This is a genomic window from Bradyrhizobium rifense (genome assembly GCF_008123425.1).
Lineage (GTDB): Bacteria > Pseudomonadota > Alphaproteobacteria > Rhizobiales > Xanthobacteraceae > Bradyrhizobium > Bradyrhizobium rifense.
Map to the genome: position 1 here is coordinate 30,925 of NZ_VSSS01000036.1, position 21,569 is coordinate 52,493.

Annotated in this window: 18 protein-coding genes and 1 tRNA gene; 14 read left to right on the forward strand and 5 right to left on the reverse strand. The window is 55.9% G+C overall.

Annotated elements, in window-relative coordinates:
* Window positions 1–18: 18 nt before the first annotated feature.
* The 6 genes from hisD to FXB40_RS23840 all read left to right on the forward strand — a co-directional run bounded on the left by hisD (window position 19) and on the right by FXB40_RS23840 (window position 3,655).
* Entirely contained in the window at window positions 19–1,314 is a 1,296-nt protein-coding gene (gene hisD / locus FXB40_RS23815) for a histidinol dehydrogenase (RefSeq protein WP_148774640.1), read from the forward strand.
* On the forward strand, window positions 1,311–1,808 hold the full coding sequence (locus FXB40_RS23820) for a UPF0262 family protein (RefSeq protein ID WP_148774641.1): 498 nt from the start codon (window positions 1,311–1,313) through the stop codon (window positions 1,806–1,808). Before hisD ends, FXB40_RS23820 begins: the two co-directional genes overlap by 4 nt.
* 5 nt (window positions 1,809–1,813) lie before the next feature.
* Window positions 1,814–2,281, forward strand: coding sequence for an arsenate-mycothiol transferase ArsC (locus FXB40_RS23825; RefSeq protein WP_148774642.1), 468 nt, complete (start codon window positions 1,814–1,816; stop codon window positions 2,279–2,281).
* 156 nt (window positions 2,282–2,437) lie between these two features.
* Window positions 2,438–3,067, forward strand: coding sequence for a Maf-like protein (locus tag FXB40_RS23830; RefSeq protein WP_148774643.1), 630 nt, complete (start codon window positions 2,438–2,440; stop codon window positions 3,065–3,067).
* 145 nt (window positions 3,068–3,212) lie between these two features.
* Window positions 3,213–3,395, forward strand: coding sequence for a DNA gyrase inhibitor YacG (gene yacG / locus FXB40_RS23835; RefSeq protein WP_148774644.1), 183 nt, complete (start codon window positions 3,213–3,215; stop codon window positions 3,393–3,395).
* A 184-nt stretch (window positions 3,396–3,579) separates the two neighbouring features.
* Window positions 3,580–3,655 (forward strand) — tRNA-Phe (locus tag FXB40_RS23840).
* 61 nt (window positions 3,656–3,716) lie between these two features.
* Here the strand turns inward: FXB40_RS23840 and FXB40_RS23845 are convergent.
* On the reverse strand, window positions 3,717–4,754 hold the full coding sequence (locus FXB40_RS23845; protein WP_187437096.1) for a tyrosine-type recombinase/integrase: 1,038 nt from the start codon (window positions 4,752–4,754) through the stop codon (window positions 3,717–3,719).
* Between the two features lie 397 nt (window positions 4,755–5,151).
* Between FXB40_RS23845 and FXB40_RS23850 the strand changes: the two genes are divergently transcribed.
* From FXB40_RS23850 to FXB40_RS50410, 4 genes are all read left to right on the forward strand, one after another.
* Window positions 5,152–5,730, forward strand: coding sequence for a hypothetical protein (locus tag FXB40_RS23850; protein ID WP_148774646.1), 579 nt, complete (start codon window positions 5,152–5,154; stop codon window positions 5,728–5,730).
* A 137-nt stretch (window positions 5,731–5,867) separates the two neighbouring features.
* Window positions 5,868–6,875 carry a ParB/RepB/Spo0J family partition protein gene (locus FXB40_RS23855; protein WP_148774647.1) on the forward strand — a complete coding sequence of 336 codons (1,008 nt, stop codon included), beginning with the start codon at window positions 5,868–5,870 and terminating at the stop codon, window positions 6,873–6,875.
* Entirely contained in the window at window positions 6,865–8,910 is a 2,046-nt protein-coding gene (locus tag FXB40_RS23860; RefSeq protein ID WP_148774648.1) for a phage/plasmid primase, P4 family, read from the forward strand. The genes FXB40_RS23855 and FXB40_RS23860 overlap by 11 nt, the downstream gene beginning before the upstream one ends.
* The gene (locus FXB40_RS50410) at window positions 8,792–9,181 is read left to right on the forward strand and encodes a primase-like DNA-binding domain-containing protein (RefSeq protein WP_430647950.1); all 390 of its coding nucleotides are present in this window, start codon (window positions 8,792–8,794) and stop codon (window positions 9,179–9,181) included. Before FXB40_RS23860 ends, FXB40_RS50410 begins: the two co-directional genes overlap by 119 nt.
* 1,179 nt (window positions 9,182–10,360) lie before the next feature.
* Here the strand turns inward: FXB40_RS50410 and FXB40_RS23870 are convergent.
* The 4 genes from FXB40_RS23870 to FXB40_RS23885 all read right to left on the reverse strand — a co-directional run bounded on the left by FXB40_RS23870 (window position 10,361) and on the right by FXB40_RS23885 (window position 13,977).
* Window positions 10,361–11,647, reverse strand: coding sequence for a caspase family protein (locus tag FXB40_RS23870; RefSeq protein WP_148774650.1), 1,287 nt, complete (start codon window positions 11,645–11,647; stop codon window positions 10,361–10,363).
* Between the two features lie 191 nt (window positions 11,648–11,838).
* On the reverse strand, window positions 11,839–12,168 hold the full coding sequence (locus FXB40_RS23875) for a DUF3768 domain-containing protein (protein ID WP_148774651.1): 330 nt from the start codon (window positions 12,166–12,168) through the stop codon (window positions 11,839–11,841).
* A 132-nt stretch (window positions 12,169–12,300) separates the two neighbouring features.
* The gene (locus tag FXB40_RS23880) at window positions 12,301–12,834 is read right to left on the reverse strand and encodes a hypothetical protein (protein WP_148774652.1); all 534 of its coding nucleotides are present in this window, start codon (window positions 12,832–12,834) and stop codon (window positions 12,301–12,303) included.
* Between the two features lie 87 nt (window positions 12,835–12,921).
* Window positions 12,922–13,977 carry a hypothetical protein gene (locus FXB40_RS23885; RefSeq protein WP_148774653.1) on the reverse strand — a complete coding sequence of 352 codons (1,056 nt, stop codon included), beginning with the start codon at window positions 13,975–13,977 and terminating at the stop codon, window positions 12,922–12,924.
* Between the two features lie 933 nt (window positions 13,978–14,910).
* Between FXB40_RS23885 and FXB40_RS23890 the strand changes: the two genes are divergently transcribed.
* Genes FXB40_RS23890 through FXB40_RS23905 form a run of 4 tightly spaced genes read left to right on the forward strand, consistent with a single transcriptional unit; the run spans window position 14,911 to window position 21,278 of the window.
* Entirely contained in the window at window positions 14,911–18,336 is a 3,426-nt protein-coding gene (locus FXB40_RS23890; RefSeq protein ID WP_148774654.1) for a caspase family protein, read from the forward strand.
* Between the two features lie 25 nt (window positions 18,337–18,361).
* On the forward strand, window positions 18,362–18,985 hold the full coding sequence (locus FXB40_RS23895) for a DUF1353 domain-containing protein (RefSeq protein ID WP_210352178.1): 624 nt from the start codon (window positions 18,362–18,364) through the stop codon (window positions 18,983–18,985).
* Window positions 18,952–20,208, forward strand: a complete 1,257-nt coding sequence (locus tag FXB40_RS23900; RefSeq protein WP_148774655.1) for a hypothetical protein — start codon at window positions 18,952–18,954, stop codon at window positions 20,206–20,208. Before FXB40_RS23895 ends, FXB40_RS23900 begins: the two co-directional genes overlap by 34 nt.
* On the forward strand, window positions 20,205–21,278 hold the full coding sequence (locus FXB40_RS23905) for a hypothetical protein (RefSeq protein WP_148774656.1): 1,074 nt from the start codon (window positions 20,205–20,207) through the stop codon (window positions 21,276–21,278). Before FXB40_RS23900 ends, FXB40_RS23905 begins: the two co-directional genes overlap by 4 nt.
* Window positions 21,279–21,569: the final 291 nt, after the last annotated feature.

Here is a 21,569-nt window from a genome sequence, read left to right on the forward strand (position 1 = left end):
GCAGAAGCCAAGCCCAAAATGCCCGTTCGTCTCGACCGCAGCAGCGCCGATTTTGACCAGCGATTCGCGGCCTTCCTGGCCGCCAAGCGCGAGGTCTCGGCCGATGTCGAGGCCGCCGCGCGCACCATCGTCGATGATGTGGCCAAGCGCGGCGACGCCGCCCTGCTCGAGGCGACGGCAAAGTTCGACCGGCTGACGCTGGACGCGTCTGGCCTGCGCGTCTCGGCCGCCGAGATCGAAGCCGCGAAGAAGGCCTGCGATGCCGCGACGCTGGATGCGCTCAAGCTCGCGCGCGATCGCATCGAGACTTACCATCGCCGCCAGCTGCCGAAGGACGAGCGCTTCACCGACCCGCTCGGCGTCGAGCTCGGCTGGCGTTATACCGCGATCGAATCCGCCGGCCTCTACGTGCCCGGCGGCACCGCAGCCTATCCGTCCTCGGTGCTGATGAACGCGGTGCCGGCCAAGGTCGCCGGCGTCTCGCGCCTGGTGATGGTTGTGCCTTCGCCCGACGGCAAGCTCAATCCGCTGGTGCTGGCGGCAGCCCATCTCGGCGGCGTCACCGAGATCTACCGCGTCGGCGGCGCGCAGGCCGTGGCCGCGCTCGCCTATGGCACTGCGACGATTGCGCCCGTCGTCAAGATCGTCGGCCCCGGCAATGCCTATGTCGCCGCCGCAAAACGTCTGGTGTTCGGCAAGGTCGGCATCGACATGATCGCCGGTCCCTCCGAGGTGCTGGTGATCGCCGACGACACCGGCAATGCCGACTGGATCGCGGCCGATCTGTTGGCGCAGGCCGAGCACGATGCCAGCGCGCAATCGATCCTGATCACCGATTCCGCACGGCTCGCCGCTGATGTCGAGAAGGCCGTCGAAGCGCAGCTGAAGACGCTGCCGCGCGCTGTGATTGCCGGCAAGTCCTGGACCGATTTCGGCGCCATCATCATGGTGAAATCTCTCGCCGACGCCATTCCGCTCGCCGACGCGATCGCCGCCGAGCATCTCGAGATCATGACTGGTGATCCCGATGCGCTCGCTGCAAAAATCCGCAACGCCGGCGCGGTCTTTCTCGGTGCGCATACGCCGGAGGCGATCGGCGATTATGTCGGCGGCTCCAACCACGTGTTGCCGACGGCGCGCTCGGCGCGATTCTCCTCAGGCCTCGGGGTCGCCGATTTCATGAAGCGCACCTCGATCCTGAAATGCGGCCCGGACCAGCTGCGTGCGCTGGGACCGGCTGCGATGACGCTCGGACAAGCGGAGGGGCTGGACGCTCATTCGCGCTCGATTGGATTGCGCCTCAATCTGTCATGACAAAGCCGCCCGAACAGGACGACTCGACCAATCGCATCGTCGCGGTGACCCTCGACGAGGACTCGATCGGCCGTTCCGGGCCCGACATCGAGCACGAGCGCGCGATCGCGATCTACGATCTGATCGAGCAGAATCTGTTCGCGCCGGATGGTGCCGACGGCAAGGGGCCGTTCACGCTGCATATCGGCATCACCGGCAGCCGGCTGATGTTCGATATCCGTCGCGAGGACAGCACGCCCGTGGTCGCGCATCTGTTGTCGCTGACGCCGTTCCGGCGGATCGTGAAGGACTATTTCATGATCTGCGACAGCTACTACCAGGCGATCCGCACCGCGACTCCGGACAAGATCGAAGCCATCGACATGGGCCGCCGCGGCATCCATGACGAGGGATCGCGCACGCTGCAGGAGCGGCTGAAGGGCAAGGTGCGGGTCGACTTCGAGACCTCGCGCCGGCTGTTCACGCTCATTACTGTCCTGCATTGGAAGGGTTAAGTGCGATGGCGGGTTCGCCACGCGCACGCGATCCGCAATCGGTGCTGTTTTCCTGCGCCATGAACAGCGTGCGCTCGCCGATGGCCGAGAGCCTGTTGCGACACATGTTTCCGCAGGGCCTCTACGTGAAATCGGCTGGCGCGAGAAAAGGCGAGCTCGATCCGTTTGCGGTCGCGGTGATGGCCGAGCTCGGCCAGGATATCTCCACCCACAAGCCGCAGACTTTCGAGGAGCTGGAGGACTGGGAGGGGCTGAATTTCGACCTCATCATCACGCTCTCGCCCGAGGCGCACCACAAGGCGCTGGAGCTGACGCGGACGCTCGCCGCCGACGTCGAATACTGGCCGACGCACGATCCGACCACGATGGAGGGCAGCCGCGACCAGAAGCTCGCCGCCTATCGCGAGGTCTGCGACCAGCTCCTGATGCGGATCCGCCGGCGCTTCGCCAGGGTGGGGGCGGCGAGCGGGTAGTATTGGGCGGGCGTAACACCCGCGTCACAGATGAAGGGCACACGCATGTCGGACACCTCGAATCACCAAAGTCCGGGTTCCCGGGTTGTGAAATCAGCCCCCGTCCGATAGGTTCCGCGCGCAATTCACCCCCTGCCTGATCTCCCAAATCACCTGATGCTCGGCCGCCCCAAATTCGTTCTTGCCTCCGGTTCGCCGCGGCGCCTGTCGCTGCTCAACCAGGCCGGCATCGACCCGGACGCGCTCCGGCCGGCCGACGTCGACGAGACGCCGAAGCGGGGCGAGCTGCCGCGCGCCTGCGCCAATCGCCTGGCGAGGGCCAAGGCCGATGCCGCGCTGAAATCAGTGCAACTCGACGACGAGCTGCGCGGCGCCTTCATCCTGTCCGCCGACACCGTGGTGGCAGTCGGCCGCCGCATCCTGCCCAAGGCCAATCTCGTGGACGAGGCCGCGCAGTGCCTGCGGCTGCTGTCGGGCCGCAACCACCGCGTCTACACCGCGATCACCTTGGTGACGCCGCGCGAGGCTTTTCGCCAGCGCCTGGTCGAGACCCGCGTCCGCTTCAAGCGCCTCTCGGAGGACGACATCCAGGCCTATATCGGCTCGGGCGAATGGCGCGGCAAAGCCGGCGGCTACGCCGTGCAGGGCATCGCCGGCTCCTTCGTGGTGAAGATGGTGGGGTCCTACACCAACGTGGTCGGCCTGCCGCTCTACGAGACCACCACGCTGCTCGGCGGCGAGGGCTTTCCGATCCGCTTCGGCTGGCTCAACGCCACCGCCGTCTGATCGCGGCCCGACTAACATCTCGAAAACAACCCCATGCACAGTAGGCCGGCCCTTGGTGGGCTTGAGGAATTTGCTCCCCGCGCGCTCGCTTGAGGCGCGGGGCCAAACCCATCCCATCGCCCGCGATGCGGTGGTACAAGCCCTCATGGTCGACCACGTCAAAAAGCCCGCCGGGCCCCTCAAAACCTGCCCGATCTGCGGCAAGCCGCAGGCGCAGGCCACCCTTCCGTTCTGCTCCTCGCGATGCCGCGACGTCGACCTGAACCGCTGGCTGAAAGGGTCCTATGTCATTCCCGGTCGCGACGACGAAGCTGATGGTGAAGAATAATCAAGTGATATCAGTTATTTAATCGAGCGTCCGTCGTGCCGCGCGCCCGCCGCGGCAAGCCCGCCCAACCTTGTACACAGCCGGGCCGCGCCCGGCGAAGCCTCTTGGCGAAGCCGGGTGGACAGGCCGCTTCCAGCCCACTATAAACCGCCCGCTCGATGGGCTTTGGCCTCTCTTGGAGCACGCCCAGGTAGCTCAGTTGGTAGAGCATGCGACTGAAAATCGCAGTGTCGGTGGTTCGATTCCGCCCCTGGGCACCATCATTTCAATGACTTACGGCCTTGGAAGGTGAGTCGTTAGATCCCGAGCCGGGTTAGACAATCACGTTCGCGATTTGCTCCCCAAGGGGTCCAGTTTTTCAATCACTTCCCGCATTCGCTGCGAAGTATCCGCCGTCTCGGAATAGTGAATCGCCATGGCGAGCGTCTTCTGGCCAAGCCATCGCCGAACTGTGTCGATGTCGAAGCCTGCCTCAATCAGGAGAGTTCCAACAGTATGCCGCAGGCCGTGAAACGTAAGGCCATCGCCGATCTTGCCTGCGCGTTTTAGAGCCCTCATAGCTTTGATGAAGCTGGAATTGAAGCCGCTCTCCGTCCATGGGGTCGCGTTGGTTGTCGCCGCAATAGTCATCGCAATGTGCTGCGGCGAAAGCCTCAATACTTCAGCCAAGTCGGGATGAACCGGAAGCGAAAGTTCCTGGCCCGTCTTGTTCGTTCGCCGCCAAATTCGACCTTCGCGAATCGCGTGTTTTTTTAGCGCTAAGACATCACCCTTGCGGAGACCGGTGAACATTGCCAGCGCCACTGGTAACTTCAGCTGGTAAGGAAGTTCTGCGAGCACTGTTCTACATTCTTCAATTGTCCAGGGTCGATTAGCTGCGGGTGCGCTTCGAGACCTTTTAATACGCTTCACACCCTTGACCGGATTGTCGCGAACGATCCCATGCTCCTTGCCGTGCTCACATGCGACCGACACAACGGCCATTACGTAGTTTGCTTGCCTACGGCCGTTTTTCTCCGCAATCCGATCTCTTAGCCCAGCAATGAATTGCGGCGTCAGTTCAACAAGCGGCATCTCATCAAGCGGCTTGAGCAAATCCATCATCCGCAAATAGCCCTGCTTCGTTGATGAAGCGAGGTCGGCATACGCCGCGGAACTTCTGTAGGAGGAAAAAAGCTTACCGAGCGTTCCCGGTAAAGCCTCGACCTTCTTAAGCCTTCGTTCCAACCCGGCCAACTCCGCGATGAACTCAGCAGTACCGAATTCAGATTTCAGCCTTGTGCCCGATTTCCTGTGGTATGCGTACCAACGTCCTTTAACGCGATATCTTTTTAGGCCCTTAATTCTGAGAACAGTCATCGCTAATCCAATTCGGCTAACCAATCTTTTTCGTTGATCTGTCCACTTCCAAGATGGTCGATCCAATCGTCTAAGCTTTGGCGGTCGAAGCGTTGAAGCTTGCACCCGGGACCTAGAGCGACGGGTTTGATTGGGCATCGATTGCGGAAAGTCGATACGCTGATGCCACAGTAGAGAGCTGCGTCCTTCGCCGTCAGAAGACGGGGCCGAATGCGGCGCTCCTTGCTTTGCATTTCCGAGAACCTAAGAGCCATGTAGACTAGCGCGGTATGAGATGCGCATCGGGCGAAAGGAGACTTAGCGGTTCTCCTGATGATGCCTAGAAACTAAATTTTAGAAGCTGAGATTGGCCGATGACAGTCCCTAGGAAAGTCTGCCAACTCCACACGGGGGGTCGATGACAGAATCGAATTTTTCGAAAGAGCTAAAAGATGCCGTGGCTTTACGTAAGGTGGGCTACGAACAGATGGAGAAGCTGGCGAGCAAGATCCCGACAAGAAGACCGCTATCGTTGGATGAGCCCCTCAGCGCGAACAAATCCCTATTCGTCGCAACTGCATTTTGGTTGGACCCAAAGTGGGAACAGCACCAGAAAGTGCTGGACGCTTTCGAGCGCTTTCAACTTAATCCTCAAAACCCTTGGCACTGGAGGCTTTTTATTGAAGCCTTCATTGAGGTGGGCCTGAAGGGGCCAGGACCTAAAACAAAAACGGTCGCTAATAAATATTCTCAACTACCTGAGCACATCGACGAGCTCAAGCGCGAAGACCCAAACCTTACATCAGCCACTGAAATCGCCAGACGATTGATCTCAGGCAAGCGCTTCAAAAAAAGGTACGCCCATATAACGCTAAGGACCCTCCGCAGCCATGTACGCGCCCTCGACTGGGGATCTCTTGAGGATAATCTTCGCGAGATACGGAAAGCTGTCACTGAAAATGTCGCCTCGAAGCCGACGAAGACCATGCGCAGATAGCTGGCCGCCGTCATCCGATAAGGCGACGCGGCTGTTGGCATCGAAGAGCTTCAATTGTTTGGCAAGAATCCGGGCTAGCTATCTCTCGCCAGCCAAGTCCGATTTTTTAGAGGCTCCCTTAATCTAGGAGCCCAAACGTGAAAAGCAGACTTCCTCAGTCGTCGATCTCGCATGCAAGGGGACCTGTTCGAGTCCTCGGAAACTCCCCCGCGCCTGGCACAAGTCCTTCGTCTGTCGAGACCAAAGTTCAGCGGATTGCCCTATCAGAGCTTGTAGCTGGAGTAGGCCATCGCCCCATAGACATTGACCACGTCGAGATAATTAAAGAATCCATCGAACGTATCGGATTGACCACGCCAATCTTCGTCGTGATAGAGGCGACGGGTGTCGCGACTCTTATTGCTGGGCAGCATAGGGTAGAAGCGATGCGCCGCCTTGAGCGGACACACATTGATGCCATCGTTTTGGATCCTAACCAGTCCAGAAATCGACTTCTCACGATTTCTGAGAATCTCCACCGGCTGGGATACTGCGCCCTTGAAAGGGCCGAAGCAGAAAACGAATGGTTGCAAGCTTCCCAAGAAGAGGCTGGGCAAGTTGCCCAGCCTTCCGGCGGTCACCAACCGAATGAGAGGGGCATCAGCAAGACATCACGCAAACTAGAGGTGTCCCGCAGAGAGTTACAGCGTGCGCAGAGAATTGCGGGTATTTTCCCGGAGGGAAAGCTCAGAGCGCGTGAGCTCAAGCTTCAGGATAACCAGTCGGCGTTGCTCAGGATTGCTGACGGTAAAACAGTGGATGAGCAACTCAAGATCGCGGCAGATATCGTCAAGCAAAAGAAGCCAAAGTCTCGTCCACCGACGACCGAAGCCCCACCCTCGCAGTCAAGGGCCGGCGAACAATCGCCGGCTACGCAAGACTCGCCCGCCCCGAGGGGCTTACCGCCAAGCGACGGCGGCATTCCCGATTTCCTGAAAAGAGGGGACCCGGGAGAGCATTTCAACAGACTTGTCGTGGCGTGGAATGCCTCGCCCGCTTTGCAGGCTGCGTGGGCTGATGGCGTTCCTGCTGCCCGCTCTCGTTTTGCAATAGAAGTGCTGCGTATCGTGCTGTCCGATAGTTCGGAGGCCTGTCATGCCGACTAAAAAAGCTAATTACCGTCCCATTACACTATTGAAGCGAGCACTTCGTTATACGTCCGAAGGGCTGCACGTCATACCTGTCCATTCCGTTCGCGACGGGCGATGTTCGTGTCGCGAGGGGATTGAATGCGCAAAGCCCGGTAAACATCCAATGACACCACGCGGCGTTAAGGATGCAACGAAAGACCGCAAGGTGATCAAGCAGTGGTGGACCGAAAGTCCTGACGCAAACATCGGAATCGCAACAGGCCAGATTTCGAACCTCGTTGTTGTCGATGTCGATGGCAAGGAGGGTAAGAAGTCACTCGCGCAACTTTTCAAAAAGCATGGCAAGCTGCCAAGAACTCCAAAGGTGACGACAGGTAACGGAGTGCACTATTATCTGCGGCCGGGCGATAAATCAGTTCCCAATTCGGTGGGTCGCCTCGGCAAGGGCATCGACATTCGAGGCGATGGTGGCTACGTCGTCGCGCCGGGTAGTGTTCACCGATCAGGCAAGCTGTACAAGTTCTTTCCGGGGCGCGATCTGAATGACATCGAGATCGCCAGAATTCCGAAATCATTGCGGAAAGCCATACTGACGAGAGAACCTTCCCCGCCCGTGTTGCTCTTGCCCATCCCGCCTTCCAAGAGCGGACGTGCCAAAGCTTACATTCGGTCGGCGCTGAACAGGGAGCTCGAACGTCTAGGAAAAGCTCCCGTACACCAGCGCAATGACACCTTGAACCGATGCGCGTTCAAGGTCGGCCAACTTCTTCCATATGGCCTCCTTGATCGCACAAAGATTATCCGGGACCTGGCGCGCGCCGCCGAGGCAATTGGGCTTGAGGATACCGAGATTGGCGCGACTATCGAGAGTGGGCTTAATGCCGGGATAAGATATCCGCGTTTGCTGCCTTTTATTCAATCGAACGATGGTCATGCGGACGCCAAGATGCCCTTGGCTCCGGTTACTCCGGATCTCACCAAGAACCTGTCGAAACTTGGTGAGACTGACACCGACAACGCGCAACGGTTGGCGACGCGCTATGCTAACCGAATCGTCTACACCAGCGGTCGAGGCTGGCTTGTATACAAGGAAGGGCGGTGGCGGCCAAATGCCACTTCTCAGTGTATCGAGTTTGCCAAAGCAACAGCCCGCCTGATTGCAGATGAGGCGCAGTATCTCGCGCGCGATCAAGCGAAGGCAGCAAAGCGCGCTGTATTTGCTCAGAACTCCCTTTCCAAAGGCAGCCTCGACCGTATGCTAGATTTAGCTAAGGGTCTCGTTGGGGTGGACGACGGTCAACTGGATGCCGATCCCTGGCTGTTCAACACTATGAACGGCACGATTGATCTGCGCACTGGATATATCGAGCCGCATGATCCCGGCGACCTGATTACTCAGATTTCTCCAGTCGCCGCTGATCGCAAAGCCAAGTGCCCCAAATTCACGACCTTCGTGAAGCGTATCACCAACAACGATAAAGGACTGCGGCGTTATATCCGCAAGTGCGTCGGTTACAGCCTAACAGGCGAGACAAGGGAGCAGGTATTTTTCTTCTGTCACGGCTCTTCAGGGAATAACGGAAAGTCTACGCTCATTAACCTTCTCCGCGACATGCTTGGTGACTATGGCTGCCATACTCCGACCGAGACGCTGCTGACAAAGCAATACGATAATGCGATCTCAAACGACCAAGCTCGACTTGACGGTGCTCGAATGGTCACGGCCATCGAGGCAAACTTCAATCGGCACTTGGATGAAGCGAAGATCAAAGCAATGACCGGCGGTGACAAGATCACCGCCCGCTTTATGCGTCAGGACTTTTTTGAATTTACGCCAAAATTCAAGCTTTGGCTCGTGGCCAACGATCCCCCGCGTGTTCGCGGTACGGACAAAGCACTTTGGCGGCGCATTCGGGTTGTTCCGTTCAACGTTGAGATTCCTTCAGCGGAAATCGACAAGGACTTGCCGAATAAGCTCAAGCAGGAGTGGCCACGGTATTCTGGCTTGGGCGGTTCGTGGTTGTGTTTGTTGGCAGAAGGAGGGCCTTAAACCACCAGCGGCCGTCCGTCACGCTGCGAGCGAATGGGCGAAGGCTGCAGACCATCTCAAGCGATTTGTCGCTGAAATGCTTGACAAAGATCCCTTCAACCGCGTCTCTGCGAGAGTGATGTACGATCACTACAGCCACTGGTGCGGCAGCAATGGAGAAGTGGCACTAGACATGAAGGCGTTCAAACAGGCCCTCATAGGGACGCACAATTTAACTCACAAGCGTACCAAACTGGGTAGTGAATGGATCGGTGTGAAATTCCGTTCCTAGCTCCGGCCGGCCATGGTTGCAGGAGATGGCAGCATTCTTTCTTCTCTTAAAGCTGATCTTTTGATCTCAAGTCATAATATAAAGTCCTGCCACCCCCTGCCACTCTCTCTCTAACAATGTTTAGTCGCCCGTAGGGCGGTCTCGGCGAGGCAGCCGCCTGCGGCTGCCTTTGGCCGAACATATAATCGACCCACATTCACCTCGTCCCAGTAAATGGTAACTGCCTTATCGCCGTACATCGGCCGTTGGATATCGCTTGACGGAAAACCTTACTCGCAGGTGATTTCTTCCGACGCACGCTTGGGCGTTTTCGAGCGATCTTGCTCGCCAGATCCGCGCATCCCGCGATCCCGTTATGCGCTCGAATGAACCGCACTAGGTCTTTCGGATCGACCTTCTCCCTGACGGCCAGTTCGAGTGCTCGCGTCCAACGGCTCCGCATTTTTAAATCAGGCTGGATGCAACTAGCCTCGACGATCACACGCAGTGGATGCCAGTCCGCTCGCACAGGCGTCATCAGGGTGCTAGGAGCGATTTCCACCAGATGCGATAACAGATCGTCTTCAACAAAGTGGCTGTAGGCTCGCAAAACTGATCGCAGGTATCCGTAGTTCGCGAACCGTTGTTTTCTTGATGCTGCCCTTTCAGCAGCCCTCCGTACCTTTTGAATTCGGGCAACAATCTTTCGAGTCGATGGCCCCAACGACGCTACTGACGATTTCATAAGCACCTCCAAAGTTGAGATGCTCTAAATTAGAATCGCTTGCGACGTTTCGGGCGATGGCTGAGGCGAAATTTTGATTATTTCTATTCCTCTTGCGAAATTTGAGAGATTAGTTGCCGCAATCTGCCATTGGCAACTTTATTGCGGTCTGGCTTTTGTCGAGATTCTGAGGAATGCGAAAGTCTGATTATGACTTCTTTGTTGACGTTTGTGTTGTACTCCATGCGACCAGCATCAAAGACGTAGGGAGCGATCTTGTCCTCAAAGCCTTTGAAGAGCACGGCTTTTGATTAGACACCGTTCTTCCTATCGGAAGGTTAGAAACGAGGTCTTCGCGATTGCAGTGTCTCTAGGCGCTAAGACGACGTCTCAGGCGACGGCCGAGCCGAAGAAGGCCGGAAAGTAGCGGTTTCGCTGCCGCCTTGCGATTTGCGACATTCTGCTATGAGGTTGATTTAGCGAATTGCGCACGTTGATGAGGTCATCGCCCAATCTTTATAAAACGCTTGCTGTCCGAGTTCTGTTGATCGTCCTTCCCACTCAGTAAATCCGGAATTAGGTTCGTTTGTGAGTGTGGCGCGACACCGCCTGCCGGCGAACGCAATAGTTAGCGTCTGGGTCCGATCTTCGAATTTTCTAATTCGTTGGATCGTATTGGCATCAAGAATTTGGAACTGAGCACCGAGCGGGCCTTGTCGGGTTGTGGTGCGTTCGGCAAATTTACCCGTTTCTTGAATCGTCTCTTCGACCTTCCCGCTGGTGGTCACAACGAAGTCCATCTTTACCGAACTGCGGGTCCGTCGTGGTTTTGGCCTTGTTCTGAAGCTCGAAAAGTTTATCGACGCGCTGATCCTCACATCCTGCGTTTGGGCTATAGCCAACGTTGCTCCCGACCTTGAGGCATCTTGAGTCTGATCTGTTGTGCTCTGCCTTTCGATGCTGAGAGTGCTTGGCTGCACGCGCGACTGTAGTTCGGTCTTGGTCTTGGTGTTGAGGTAGATTTCCTCCTTGGAGAGGGAGCCATAAACAAAAGGTTGTTGCTCGCGCTTCGTGGCCATCATCACATCGTCGCGCACTCGACGGAATAAGAATGAGATTTCCAGCCCAGGTGTTTCGAGATGCCGAAGAAGAGCTGTTGTGAAAGGGCTGTTTCGACCGTCACCGTCACTCGCGGTAGTACCATCCCGAGCCGCATAAGCGACAAGGACATTGTCGGAGGGCTCCGAGGGAGCAAGACCGCGAGATACTCCTCGCGTGCTAAGCGAGCGTTTCATTTTCGCAGCGAAGGGGTTGTTGCGACAGGCATCGAGTATAATCAGGCCCAATTGCCTCGCTTTCGATACCTGAGCGCTGACGGATCGCAGACTGATTGCTTCGCTTTCGATATCGGCGTCGCTTCGCAGTTCTGCACCGATTGGAATTAGCCAGTTCTCGCCTCCAACTTCCATTCCGTGTCCAGCATAGAACACGACGGCCATATCGGCTCCTTCGGCAGCTCTGCCGAACTCGATCACAGCCTTTCGCATCTCCTGGGCGGTTGCATTCTTGATCAAGCTGACCTTGAAGTTCAATCGCTCTAATGCACGTCCAATGTCTGTTGCATCACGAGGCGGATTTGGCAGCTCTGGCACCTTCTCGTAAGAGCCATTTCCGACGACGAGTGCAACGCGACTTTCCGCCGAAGCGGGCTGCTGCAAGCAAAATAGAAGAACCAAAAACAGTGCTGTTGTCGTGATGCGCATCCAGATAGCTCCCCGGCCCTAAGAGTTGACGTTATTCACCCGCAAAGCCGACCGCAACAAAGAAAGAAGAGAGCGGCTCGTGCATGCCTTCCGATCATCAGTGGTCTTGGCCTGCAGCACCAACGCACTCGCGAGGCGTTCAACCAATGGGCAGGAGCCGCAACTCGCCGATGGCGAGGCTACTTTCTATGCTAGTACTCTTCTGGCAGCATGAGCGTAATCACTCGCTCTGTGACGCTCGGATCGGCTGGATCGGGCGATTGATAAGTAAGTGACCTGTCGTAATAATCGATTTTGAAAAACAGCCGGTGCCCTTCGATATTGAACATGCCAGCGTCATGTTCTGCCCAAGGATCGTTGGCGTGGTGAAAATCGTCGAAAGCGGCGAGCGCCTTGACGATGCGATCTAGCAGTTCCGGCCCGAGGGCCGCCACGCCGGGCGTCATGTAGGCGCGACCTCCACTTAGATTACGTCGCAGGTCATCATTGAGCGCGCGAATGCGATCCGCGTTTGCGGTCATTTTGAGTCTCCGGTGGTTCAGCAGGTTGGGGAAGAGGGGGGCAGGCGGGCGGGCTCAGGCAAGCAGGTTCGTGCCTTTCGAGGGCCTCTAGCTAATTGGTGTCAGCTACGAAAGGAGAAGCAGGAGTAAGCACTATTGAGGCTTCAGCAGCGCGACCGCGCCAATTGGCCGTACAAACTCGGACTGGCCAGGATAGTCACGCCATCGCAGCGTCAAGGCGTCCGCGCTTCTCTTCGTGATCGTCGCCTCCCACCACCCATCCTCTACACCGTCTTGGGCAAGGACTAGATGGCCAGGTGCAAGTTCCGTCCATGACTTGGGCAGCGATGGAGAGATCGCGCCAGTCTCGCCGCCGACAAGCGAATTGATTTGGTCATAAAGCTTCTGCTCGACACTCGGCACAAGCCCGTTGCCGGTCGCGTTGATCTTCCCGGCGGGCAGTTTGCTTACGACCTCAAAGTGCTTTTTCGAGATCGGCACCGCGAGCCGCATGCCCATCGTGGCTGCTGCTTTGGTCAACAGCGCATCATTCTCTCCTGAGAACCGAGCTGCGTGTGGCTTTCGATCCTTATCTAGACCGAACATGACGACGGTCCGAGCTGCGGGGCGCGGTGTCTTCGATGTTGCGGGTCTCGGCGTTTTCGATTTGGTCGGCTTCTTTGACATTGGTATCTCCTTGAATCAAAAAAGGCCCACCGCGGGCCTTCAGGGTTAGTCTGACGTACTGTCACTCAACTCAAATTGTTGCCCTTCTCAGTCTTCTGCAGATTGACCGCGGAGGGGCACGCGGTCGCAATGCCGAAACAATCCGCAATTCCCATTTCGGCATCGAAAATCATCGTCGATTGTGTTGCCGTTGCAGACGTTCAATTCTGACTGTGCACAATATCGCCAGATCGCGTGCTGGACAAATCTTGGGAAGTGCTGCGGGTAGTTTTGATTGAATTGCTTCGCGTCAATCTGGCGTGCAATTCTTCTCACGATGTCGCCGCATCCGCCGACTGAATAGCAAGCAGTTCCATATGTGTGCTCGGCCCCCAACATACGAGTAATACCCGTTCGGCGGAGAAAGTTATGCACCAGCGTATCGATGGCTATCATGCTGTAGCCGGTTTCGCGCCAGAGAGGTTTGCTTGCCGGGGCCGCCAACAAGATGTCGGCCAGTGTCATGTTGAGCACTTTGTCTGACACGCCGTAAATATTGCGAAGCGGGTCAATCAAAGCATGCCGCATTCGATAGGCTCGCTTCTTCGCCGAGCCCAAATTTGCCTGGGCAAGCGAACGATCCATCCAGTCAACGAGATTTCCATCCGTGACATCGCGAATGAAAAAGAACAGTGAGTACGTGACCTGGTTTAGGCGTCCATTGCGGAGAGCAGAGCGAGGCACCGAACATTTTGCAATAGCTCCAGGCTCAGCGCAGGTCCGGGCGGCTTTCCGATATCCGCATCCGCAGAAGGTCCAGTAACCGCGGAGCTTGGGGCAGGTTGGTGGTCGGCTTGTCGCTTGCTGTAGATCCCGCCAAGAGGGCCGGTCGTGGTTCTCCATGTAGGTCAGGGCGGCACGGTCGCTGATACCCTGCAGCGAGAAGGATCGGACCAGGTGCTCGAATAGATATGGCGTGTCGCCATCTAGAATTGCCCGCTGGAGATGACCGGCGTTTTGCCCGATCAGGGTATCCGAACCGGCCAGGCGGCAGATCGTCTCCACCAGCACAGCGGCATGGTCGAAAGGCTCGGGATGTACGGGAGGCGTGGGACCGTTTCTTGACCGGCAGGGCTGTTTCAGGCTGGTCCGCTTATTCCCCATCCCTAGACCCTCGCAGATGGTCTCGGGGGCGGTGCACGGAATCTCGTAGTCGCTGAATCATTCGCTGCGTGCGGTTGGCCGAAAATGACGCGACGCAACATTATTTCACGCTCTGAACATAGCATCGGAAAAGCCGAGCTACAAGCGAAAAATCATGCTAAATACATGATTTTATTGACAAAAGCGCCTTTTAGCCTACTTTTGCCAGTGAAAAAGTTGTGAAAAGTCGATGAACCAAAGGGCTCCCGCTCACGATCCCACGTGATCGGCCGGACGTTCGTCTTGTAGGGTTCAACGCTCCAAAAACGCGACGGGCCAAATGTGCCGAAGAGCGTAAGATCGGCGACGAAGCCACGAGGCGACTGCGAGAAATCGTGCGCTCGCAACCATTAGACTTCAACTCGTGGACTGTTCGTGTGCACCGGGGACCGAAGGAACGATGGGTGCAACTTCGGGCGTTCGTGTGGGGTACTGAAGGCGACTGGGCGAGACGTTGGACAGATTCTGATCGCCGAGAGCTTGGCTGTCCGTTCCAATGCAGCGCGACACGATGCCCTAAGACACCGAAACCATGGTGTGAACTGCCGCGCAACTAAGGCCCTTCGCCGCTACTCAACGGCCCGGTCCGCGCGACTCCGAGGGAGACCGTTGAGATCGCAAACAAACCAGTCCTGTCTAGCCGCACCAATGTCGTGCACCGCAGCCTCATGTCGCTCACAACGCCTTTTTGCGACTTCACCATCTCCATGTAGACGCCCAGCGGGTCAGGAAACTGTCCCGGTAGCAGCGCGTCGAGACCCTTTAGGTCGCGTCGCCGCAGGGCGAGCGGTGAGGCGAATTCCGGCCTCAACGCTACATGTTCGAACTGCTTGGTAAATTGACTGAAAAGTGTCACATTCCCGCAATAGTTGATTTTTTTATAAGGACACTGACATGAAGCTTGCGATTGCAACCGTGCTGTCGTTCTTTTTCGTCCAGTCTGCCGCAGCTGTTCCTGCCGAATGCCGCGCAACGTCAGGGGCGGACAAAATCGATTCGACGCTTCACGCTGCGGTCACGATCCGCAACGATGCGAGAACCGGCCAGCCTTCGACCCTTTCTTGGCAAATCTCCAAAAGTCCAGAGCTGCGCGATTCGTTTCTTGTAGTCGGTTTTCCAGGAACCACACGTTTTGGTGGAGACGGCTTCGTAGCTCTTCCCCCTACCGCTCGTGCTCCCCGATCAATTCGAGCATACGAAGAGAAGACTCGACTGATAGTGCCTCTGTCGAGTTCGACACCAAGCACAACAGGCTCGGCCAAGATAATATTCTATAACGCAGGCGCTACGAAAATTACTTGGTCCATCGTTGGTCTTCCGCCGAGGGGCGCGCCACCTCCATGCGTTGAAGCAAACTTTTTGAATGGCATTTTGGATGTGCAGGTTACGTCGGGGCCTCCTCAATTTGTGGCGCAAGACCGCTTTTCCTCAGGAGATCCGAAGTTCACGTTCGTTTCAAATCACTCCAAATTTTTGCTATCTGTTTTTCAAGATCGATATCAAGTGATTGAAAAAAACACGGGGGATTTGGTGCTAGAGCGGGCCGGAAGAGAGCCGCGGTTTTCACCTTCGGGGCGATATCTCACAGCACGAGGAGGATCTGGCCGACTGGAAGTCGTTGACCTGCTTATCCAACAGGTTGTTTTCACGACCACTGCCGCCCTTGAAGGAAATTTTGGGGGAGTAGAGGCGGTGGCATGGATGAATGGCGATGCCGTTTTGATACTGGGGTACGGCCGAAAGGGCGCCGTTGGCGTCACGCTTCCGTTGGTCAACGAAAGAGACCTTTTTTGGGGTGAGGGCTGCAACGGATGTCATGGTCTTGGCAGTACCTCGATCTGGTTGGATTGGGACCAAATTGCGTTTTCGGCCTCGGCTGACGATTTCTCTTTGTTGGAGGCCGCGGACTCAGAATCAACAGTCAAATTCTGGGACGAACAGAAGCCGGAAGAAAGAGGGCCTCCGCCGAAGCGACCAACATATTCGATACCGCACATCGAGGAAGTTAGCTTCCTCGCTGATGAACTCGCGGTGCCAAAGACGAGAAGTCGGGAGGAATTTAGTTGGAATTTTTCCGACAAAATTACCTTTGTCCTTTCCAACGCTGACGCCGACGCAGCTTATAAATTGGGAAAGCTAGTTGCAGACCGAATGCAAAAGCCGAACAGAGAAGTTGGCAGCCGACCAGAATCAAAAGTGGCAACTCGCGGCAAGATTTCCAAGCGAATGGTCGAATTGGACGGCAAGCGCGTGTCGCCCCGCAACAACCTTGAGCGATTAGCGGAGGCTTTAGTTCCATTCAAAATTCGAATTGACGACAAGCTTCCGAAGGAGCCATCTCGGCCGATTGTGAGGACACTAAACAACGACAATGCTGTGCAAGCGTCAGCCGTTGCCGTTGTTAAGAGCGCGATGCTAGCGCTTGCGCACAACAGGCCGCCGCTACAATTCCGGGCCGAAGCTAGTAAGAGGACAAAGCAGTCGGTCTACTTTGCGAAATCCTACGGCATGGATCTCGATGCTTGCACTCACGATGAAGGACCGGAAGACGAAGATCAAACAAGTGCCCGCGAGAATGCTAGCGCCGCTCCGGAGACCAAGGAGGAGAACACTGAAGAAGAAAATCCGCCAGTGATTAGTGCGGACCAATTGGTGGCCTTGTGGAAGTTTGAACTAACTTCCGGCGTGCTTGTCGTGGCTCAGCAGCACACTCAATGCGGTACATCCCCTGATCGCTATGGGGATTTGATAGCTGTCTTCTCACCTGCAGATAGTTCTCTACCGTTGCGGCATACTAGAATAGTCGCAGCTTACTCTGACGCTGGAGACCCATCTGATCCTGCAGGTATCGATAAATTGCGAGCAAGCTCGGGGTCGGCTCTTAGGCTTGATTTTCGGCCAGTTTTGGAACTTAATCTTGTCGACCAGCGCTGGCTAATCGTCACGTCCAAAGACGCCGCGACATCTGTGGTATTTGAAGTTCCTTCCTTCAAGCAAACATCCATTGTGTCAGGTCTGGAAAACCCGCTGGATATATCCATTGTCTCGACAACCGCTGACCATCGTAACCTCGTGCAATTGAACGAGAGCGGATCAGTGGGGTTTTACGATTTGAAGACGGGACAACTTCGTCTTCGGGGTAAATTCGTAGATGATGAAATAGTCTTGCTGGACTCTGCTCTAAACTTCGAAGCAACTCCGGAAGGAGCAAGCTACCTTTATGTGCAAGTTCCGGGCAACCCGCAGCTATTTTCACTCGACCAGTTTTCCAGCAAATTACAATCGCCAGGAATTGGTCAGAGGCGTGTCTATCAAGATGAGCCTTTACCAACGCCACCAACGGGCATTGCACCGCCTTCTATTCAAGTCGATCGGGCAGGTACATCATTTGTTGTTACTGCAACCTCGGAAAACGGTCTGTCAGAGCTTAGGGTGATGGTTGACGGGTATTCGGCGGAAACCTTCAAGTTTGAGGGCGCTGCAGGCCGCCAGGTTTTATCGTCCGACTCGTTTGGACCGGCTCGTTGGGTCAGTTTTTACGTCACGGACGTGCAGGGCATAAAGAGCGTTACAAAATCATTCTTGCTAAGCGCAAAGAGCTACAGCGGTACTTTGAGAGTGCTATCAGTCGGCATTAACAAATTCAATGGCGGCGCATATCAGGGCAAAATAGTTTCCGACCTGGCCTTTGCGGCCGGCGACGCAAAGCGTTTTGAGGTCGGTGCAAAGGCGTATCTTTCTCCCTCGTACAGTCGTTACTCCAGCCAAGTCTTTGCAGGGGAGGGGGGCAGTCGCGATAAATTGCTTGAGGCCCTCAGTAGCTTTGCAAAAGCCACGAAGCGCGGCGACACCTTGGTACTTTTTCTTGCATCGCATGGGTTGACTAGTGGCGGCGAATTTTCACTATTGTTACCAAGCCAATCGAAGGGAGCAGATATTGTTGAACTTCCGTTCTCGGCGGTGTCGGATATTGTTAAAACGTCGCAAGGGCGCGTCTTTATTTTTCTTGATGCTTGTCACTCTGCTGATGCGGCCCAGGATGCTGCTTCGGAGCAACTTGCTGCGACTCATCAGAACGTCACAGTCATTTCCGCTTCAAAGGGCCGACAGAGTAGTCTTGAAAGTCAGTCTTGGGGCGGCGGTATTTTCACAACAGCCTTGCTAGATGTTTTGAAGGCAGCGAAGTTTTCGGGGAATCACGACTTAAGTATGGAAAGTCTCTACGCCAACGTTCGCAGGATAGTCACGGCACGAACAAACGGAAGGCAAACACCATGGTTTCGGCGCGCTAGCTGGCAAGGTGAACAATCAGTCGACTGACATTCTTAGCGAACGGAGAACGTAAATGGTCTTGGAAAGTCGGCGTTATATTTTATCTCTGGGTGTGGCTTCACTAAGCCTGGTGGGCGTGTTTCGAACACGCAATGCATTCGCGGTCCAACCTCGAAAACCAAGTAGTATGGCCGAATGGATGGACACTTGGACGGGTGAGTTAGCTCGCAAACCTGAAGGTGGGCTCTTTGTTTATCGGTTCAAAGAACCGATGTGGGCACTCTTAAAGCCGATTGCGTGGGAGCCCGATGTTGGCACATCTAAGATCGCTAGAGTAGAGGTGCCGGAGGGCTTTGTGACGGATTTCGCCAGCATACCCCGCGCGTTCTATTCTCTTCTGCGGCCTGATGGCGATTACACGTACCCTGCCATTTTACACGACTATCTTTATTGGACTCAGGAGCGGCCCAAGGCGGAATGCGACGAGGTGATCCGATTGGCGATGCTCGATTTTAAGATCGACCCGGTGACTGTAAAGGCGATCTATGCTGCGGTTCAGACGTTTGGTCAATCGGCATGGAACGCAAATTCGAAGCTGCGCGCAGATGGTGAAAAGAGAATACTAGCGAAATTGCCAACGGATCCTCGGACCACTTGGGCCGATTGGAAGAAAAAGGCGGAAGTGTTCTCGCAATAAAAGCTTTTGAAGATATCTGCTGGGTGAAGACCGGTGTTATAACAATTGCAACGATAGAGAGAGCGCTGCGTATGGTGTCACTCGATCGACGTTCCCTTCTGTTGAAGATACGGAATTTGGCAGCCCTATCGATAGTTGGCAGCTCAGGTGTTCTCGCAATTTCGACGCAAGCCCAAGCATGGTTCCAGGCAGCACTTGGTGCTCTGTCGGTTATTTCATCGTTCGTACAACGGCCGAGCGGCCTTGCCGCAATGATGTCCGCAATCAACGAAAAGCTTGACGTAATAGTCGAGCAAGCTGCGCAAATTGAGCTAGCCCTGGCGGACATCGCTCTGGCAATTGCTGATCTGAAAGAAAAGCTGCCAGAGATGCTTGAGAATGCTTTCACCGCTGACAAAGTGGGCCGATTGCGGTCCGCTATGCATAATTGGTTCGACGAGCAGATCGATAGCCGCGCAGCGGTGGATGCGCTCGACCCGACACGCCGCGGTATGGTGACAATCACTCTCTCGACGATCGATTCCATCGTTTACGATCTCGCCATTAGCAAAGAGGGGGCGGTCCCGCGTGCTGCGATTGCCGCTCCACTAGCGTTAGGCGTTCACATGAACATCCTGTCGCTTGCTGAGCCGAATAAGATCGGGGCTGCTTTGGCTCGGCATATCAAATGGCACGAGTGCATTCTGTCGCCGGACGTCAAAAACTCTGTTGCATATCAACTTTCGGATTTGAAGGCAAAGCGAGAACTCGTTCTTGATAAGATCGCAAAATCACGTCTGGCGACCGAGAGCGGTTTTGATCGGAAGAAGTGGACATCTGACGGCACGGGAGAAGTATGTGCGGGGTCGGTCGGTCCGTGGTCGACGAGCAGCCCAGATATGCCTGTAGGAATCGTATTTTATGCTTGGCGCTTTGTGCAGCTGACGTCGAGCGGCTATCCTATTATTGCACTCCAGAAGAGTTTTTCTAGCCGGACGCCACCTTGGGATTCGAACAAGGCCTCGCTGGTTTGCATGAGTCGACCCGGAGCCGTCGAGTCTCATCCGGTAATCGTGGCGATAAATCAGGAGATGGAACCACTGCTCGGGTCGCCTACCAGTCCGGAGGGGTTGCTCCCTCAGCTGAATAATCTCAGCGGGCGCATAGCGTTTCTTGAGCAGATCGTCGGCATTGTTGAGGCTACTCGCCGCGAGGCCTTGCGTATGAAGGAGGAGTTTCCGTGAAACGCGCGATGGTGGCATTCGCCTTGGTGACGTTGTGCACTGCGTGGGCTGTCGGCGCGCAGACGACATTGCCGGATCGCGGCGCTTCGGTCGATGCGCAATCCAATCGCGCGACCGGGATGAACGATGCGGGTACCCTAATTCAAGAAGCGACCAAGGATTTACAAGACAAGGCGATTGACAGAAGTGCGAAGGCCGAAATCCAGAAACTTTGGCAAAACGTTGAGGAGGTGTACCCGTATCTCGGCAATCGTGGCCTTCTGCTAGAGGTCAATGTCGTTGTCAATGATGCATCCGCATCCACGCCCTCGCCGCAAAAGCAGGTTGAAAGCGTATTATTCATTGGCGTTGGAGCCGATCCTGCCCACGCATGGGCTGAAAATTTGCGCGATAGGATCGGCCCAGCGAATAAGGGTTATTCTCGATCGTTGGCAGATAGTTGGTTCATTTGGATCACGCCGGGAAGGCGTGGGTGGCCGAAATCTGCACCAAGCTACGTGGAAGCGGCTTCCAAAGAGTTGTTAGATCAACGCGAGCCGCGAAACGCCGTTGTTGTTGAGGGAACCAGAGTTCGCGGAATGTTGCTCGCAGATAATGGGATTCGGCTGGAAACGCAGATGAGCGCCATCGCCGCCACAGCGGAGGCTGCCGAGAGTACCGCAACCAATGCGCCCTTGCGAGCGGCTGCTGCCAAACTCCGAAAGAATGTGGAGGATGCTTCAAAAAGGCTGGCGCAGATCAATGCTCACCTAGAGCACGATATGAGGGCTGTGGCGCGGGCACAGGATGCTTTGGGTGTGCTTGACGGATCGATCGCCTTTGGCAGTGCGGCATCAAAAATAGGCGACGCGCTCGGCATGCTCGGACCGGATGCTCCTTCTTCTCCTAACGCAAACATGACTCAGGATGAGGCCGTCGCCTACGTCAACAAGTTGGCCGATTTCTCAAAAAGATCAACGATCGAATACCAGCAACAGCAGTCCGTTGTTGTTCGAGATATCAATGGACAGGTCGATCTATTCAGACATGATTTCAGAAGTAGCAGCGTTGCTCTTCCTCCGGCTAATTAACCTATCGGCGCTAGCTGCCTCCGGCCGCACGCATAGTCGGGCGGACGGTTGCCAGTGATGCAGACGGAGGTCATGAAGTTAACGACGAGACATCATGGCTAACCGCCAGCTTGCGCGCCACGGCCACGGCAGCTCTTTTGAAGCCGGTCCTCTCCCGGAGCTTCAGACCCCACGTGCGCAGAGTGCTGTAGGTTGAGCTGCGCGTCAGAATGACCGCCTATGAGGCTTTCCAGCACCGCCCATCCTGCAGGCGGCCAACGAAGAACGTCTCCGGAGAAACAAGGGCGTTGT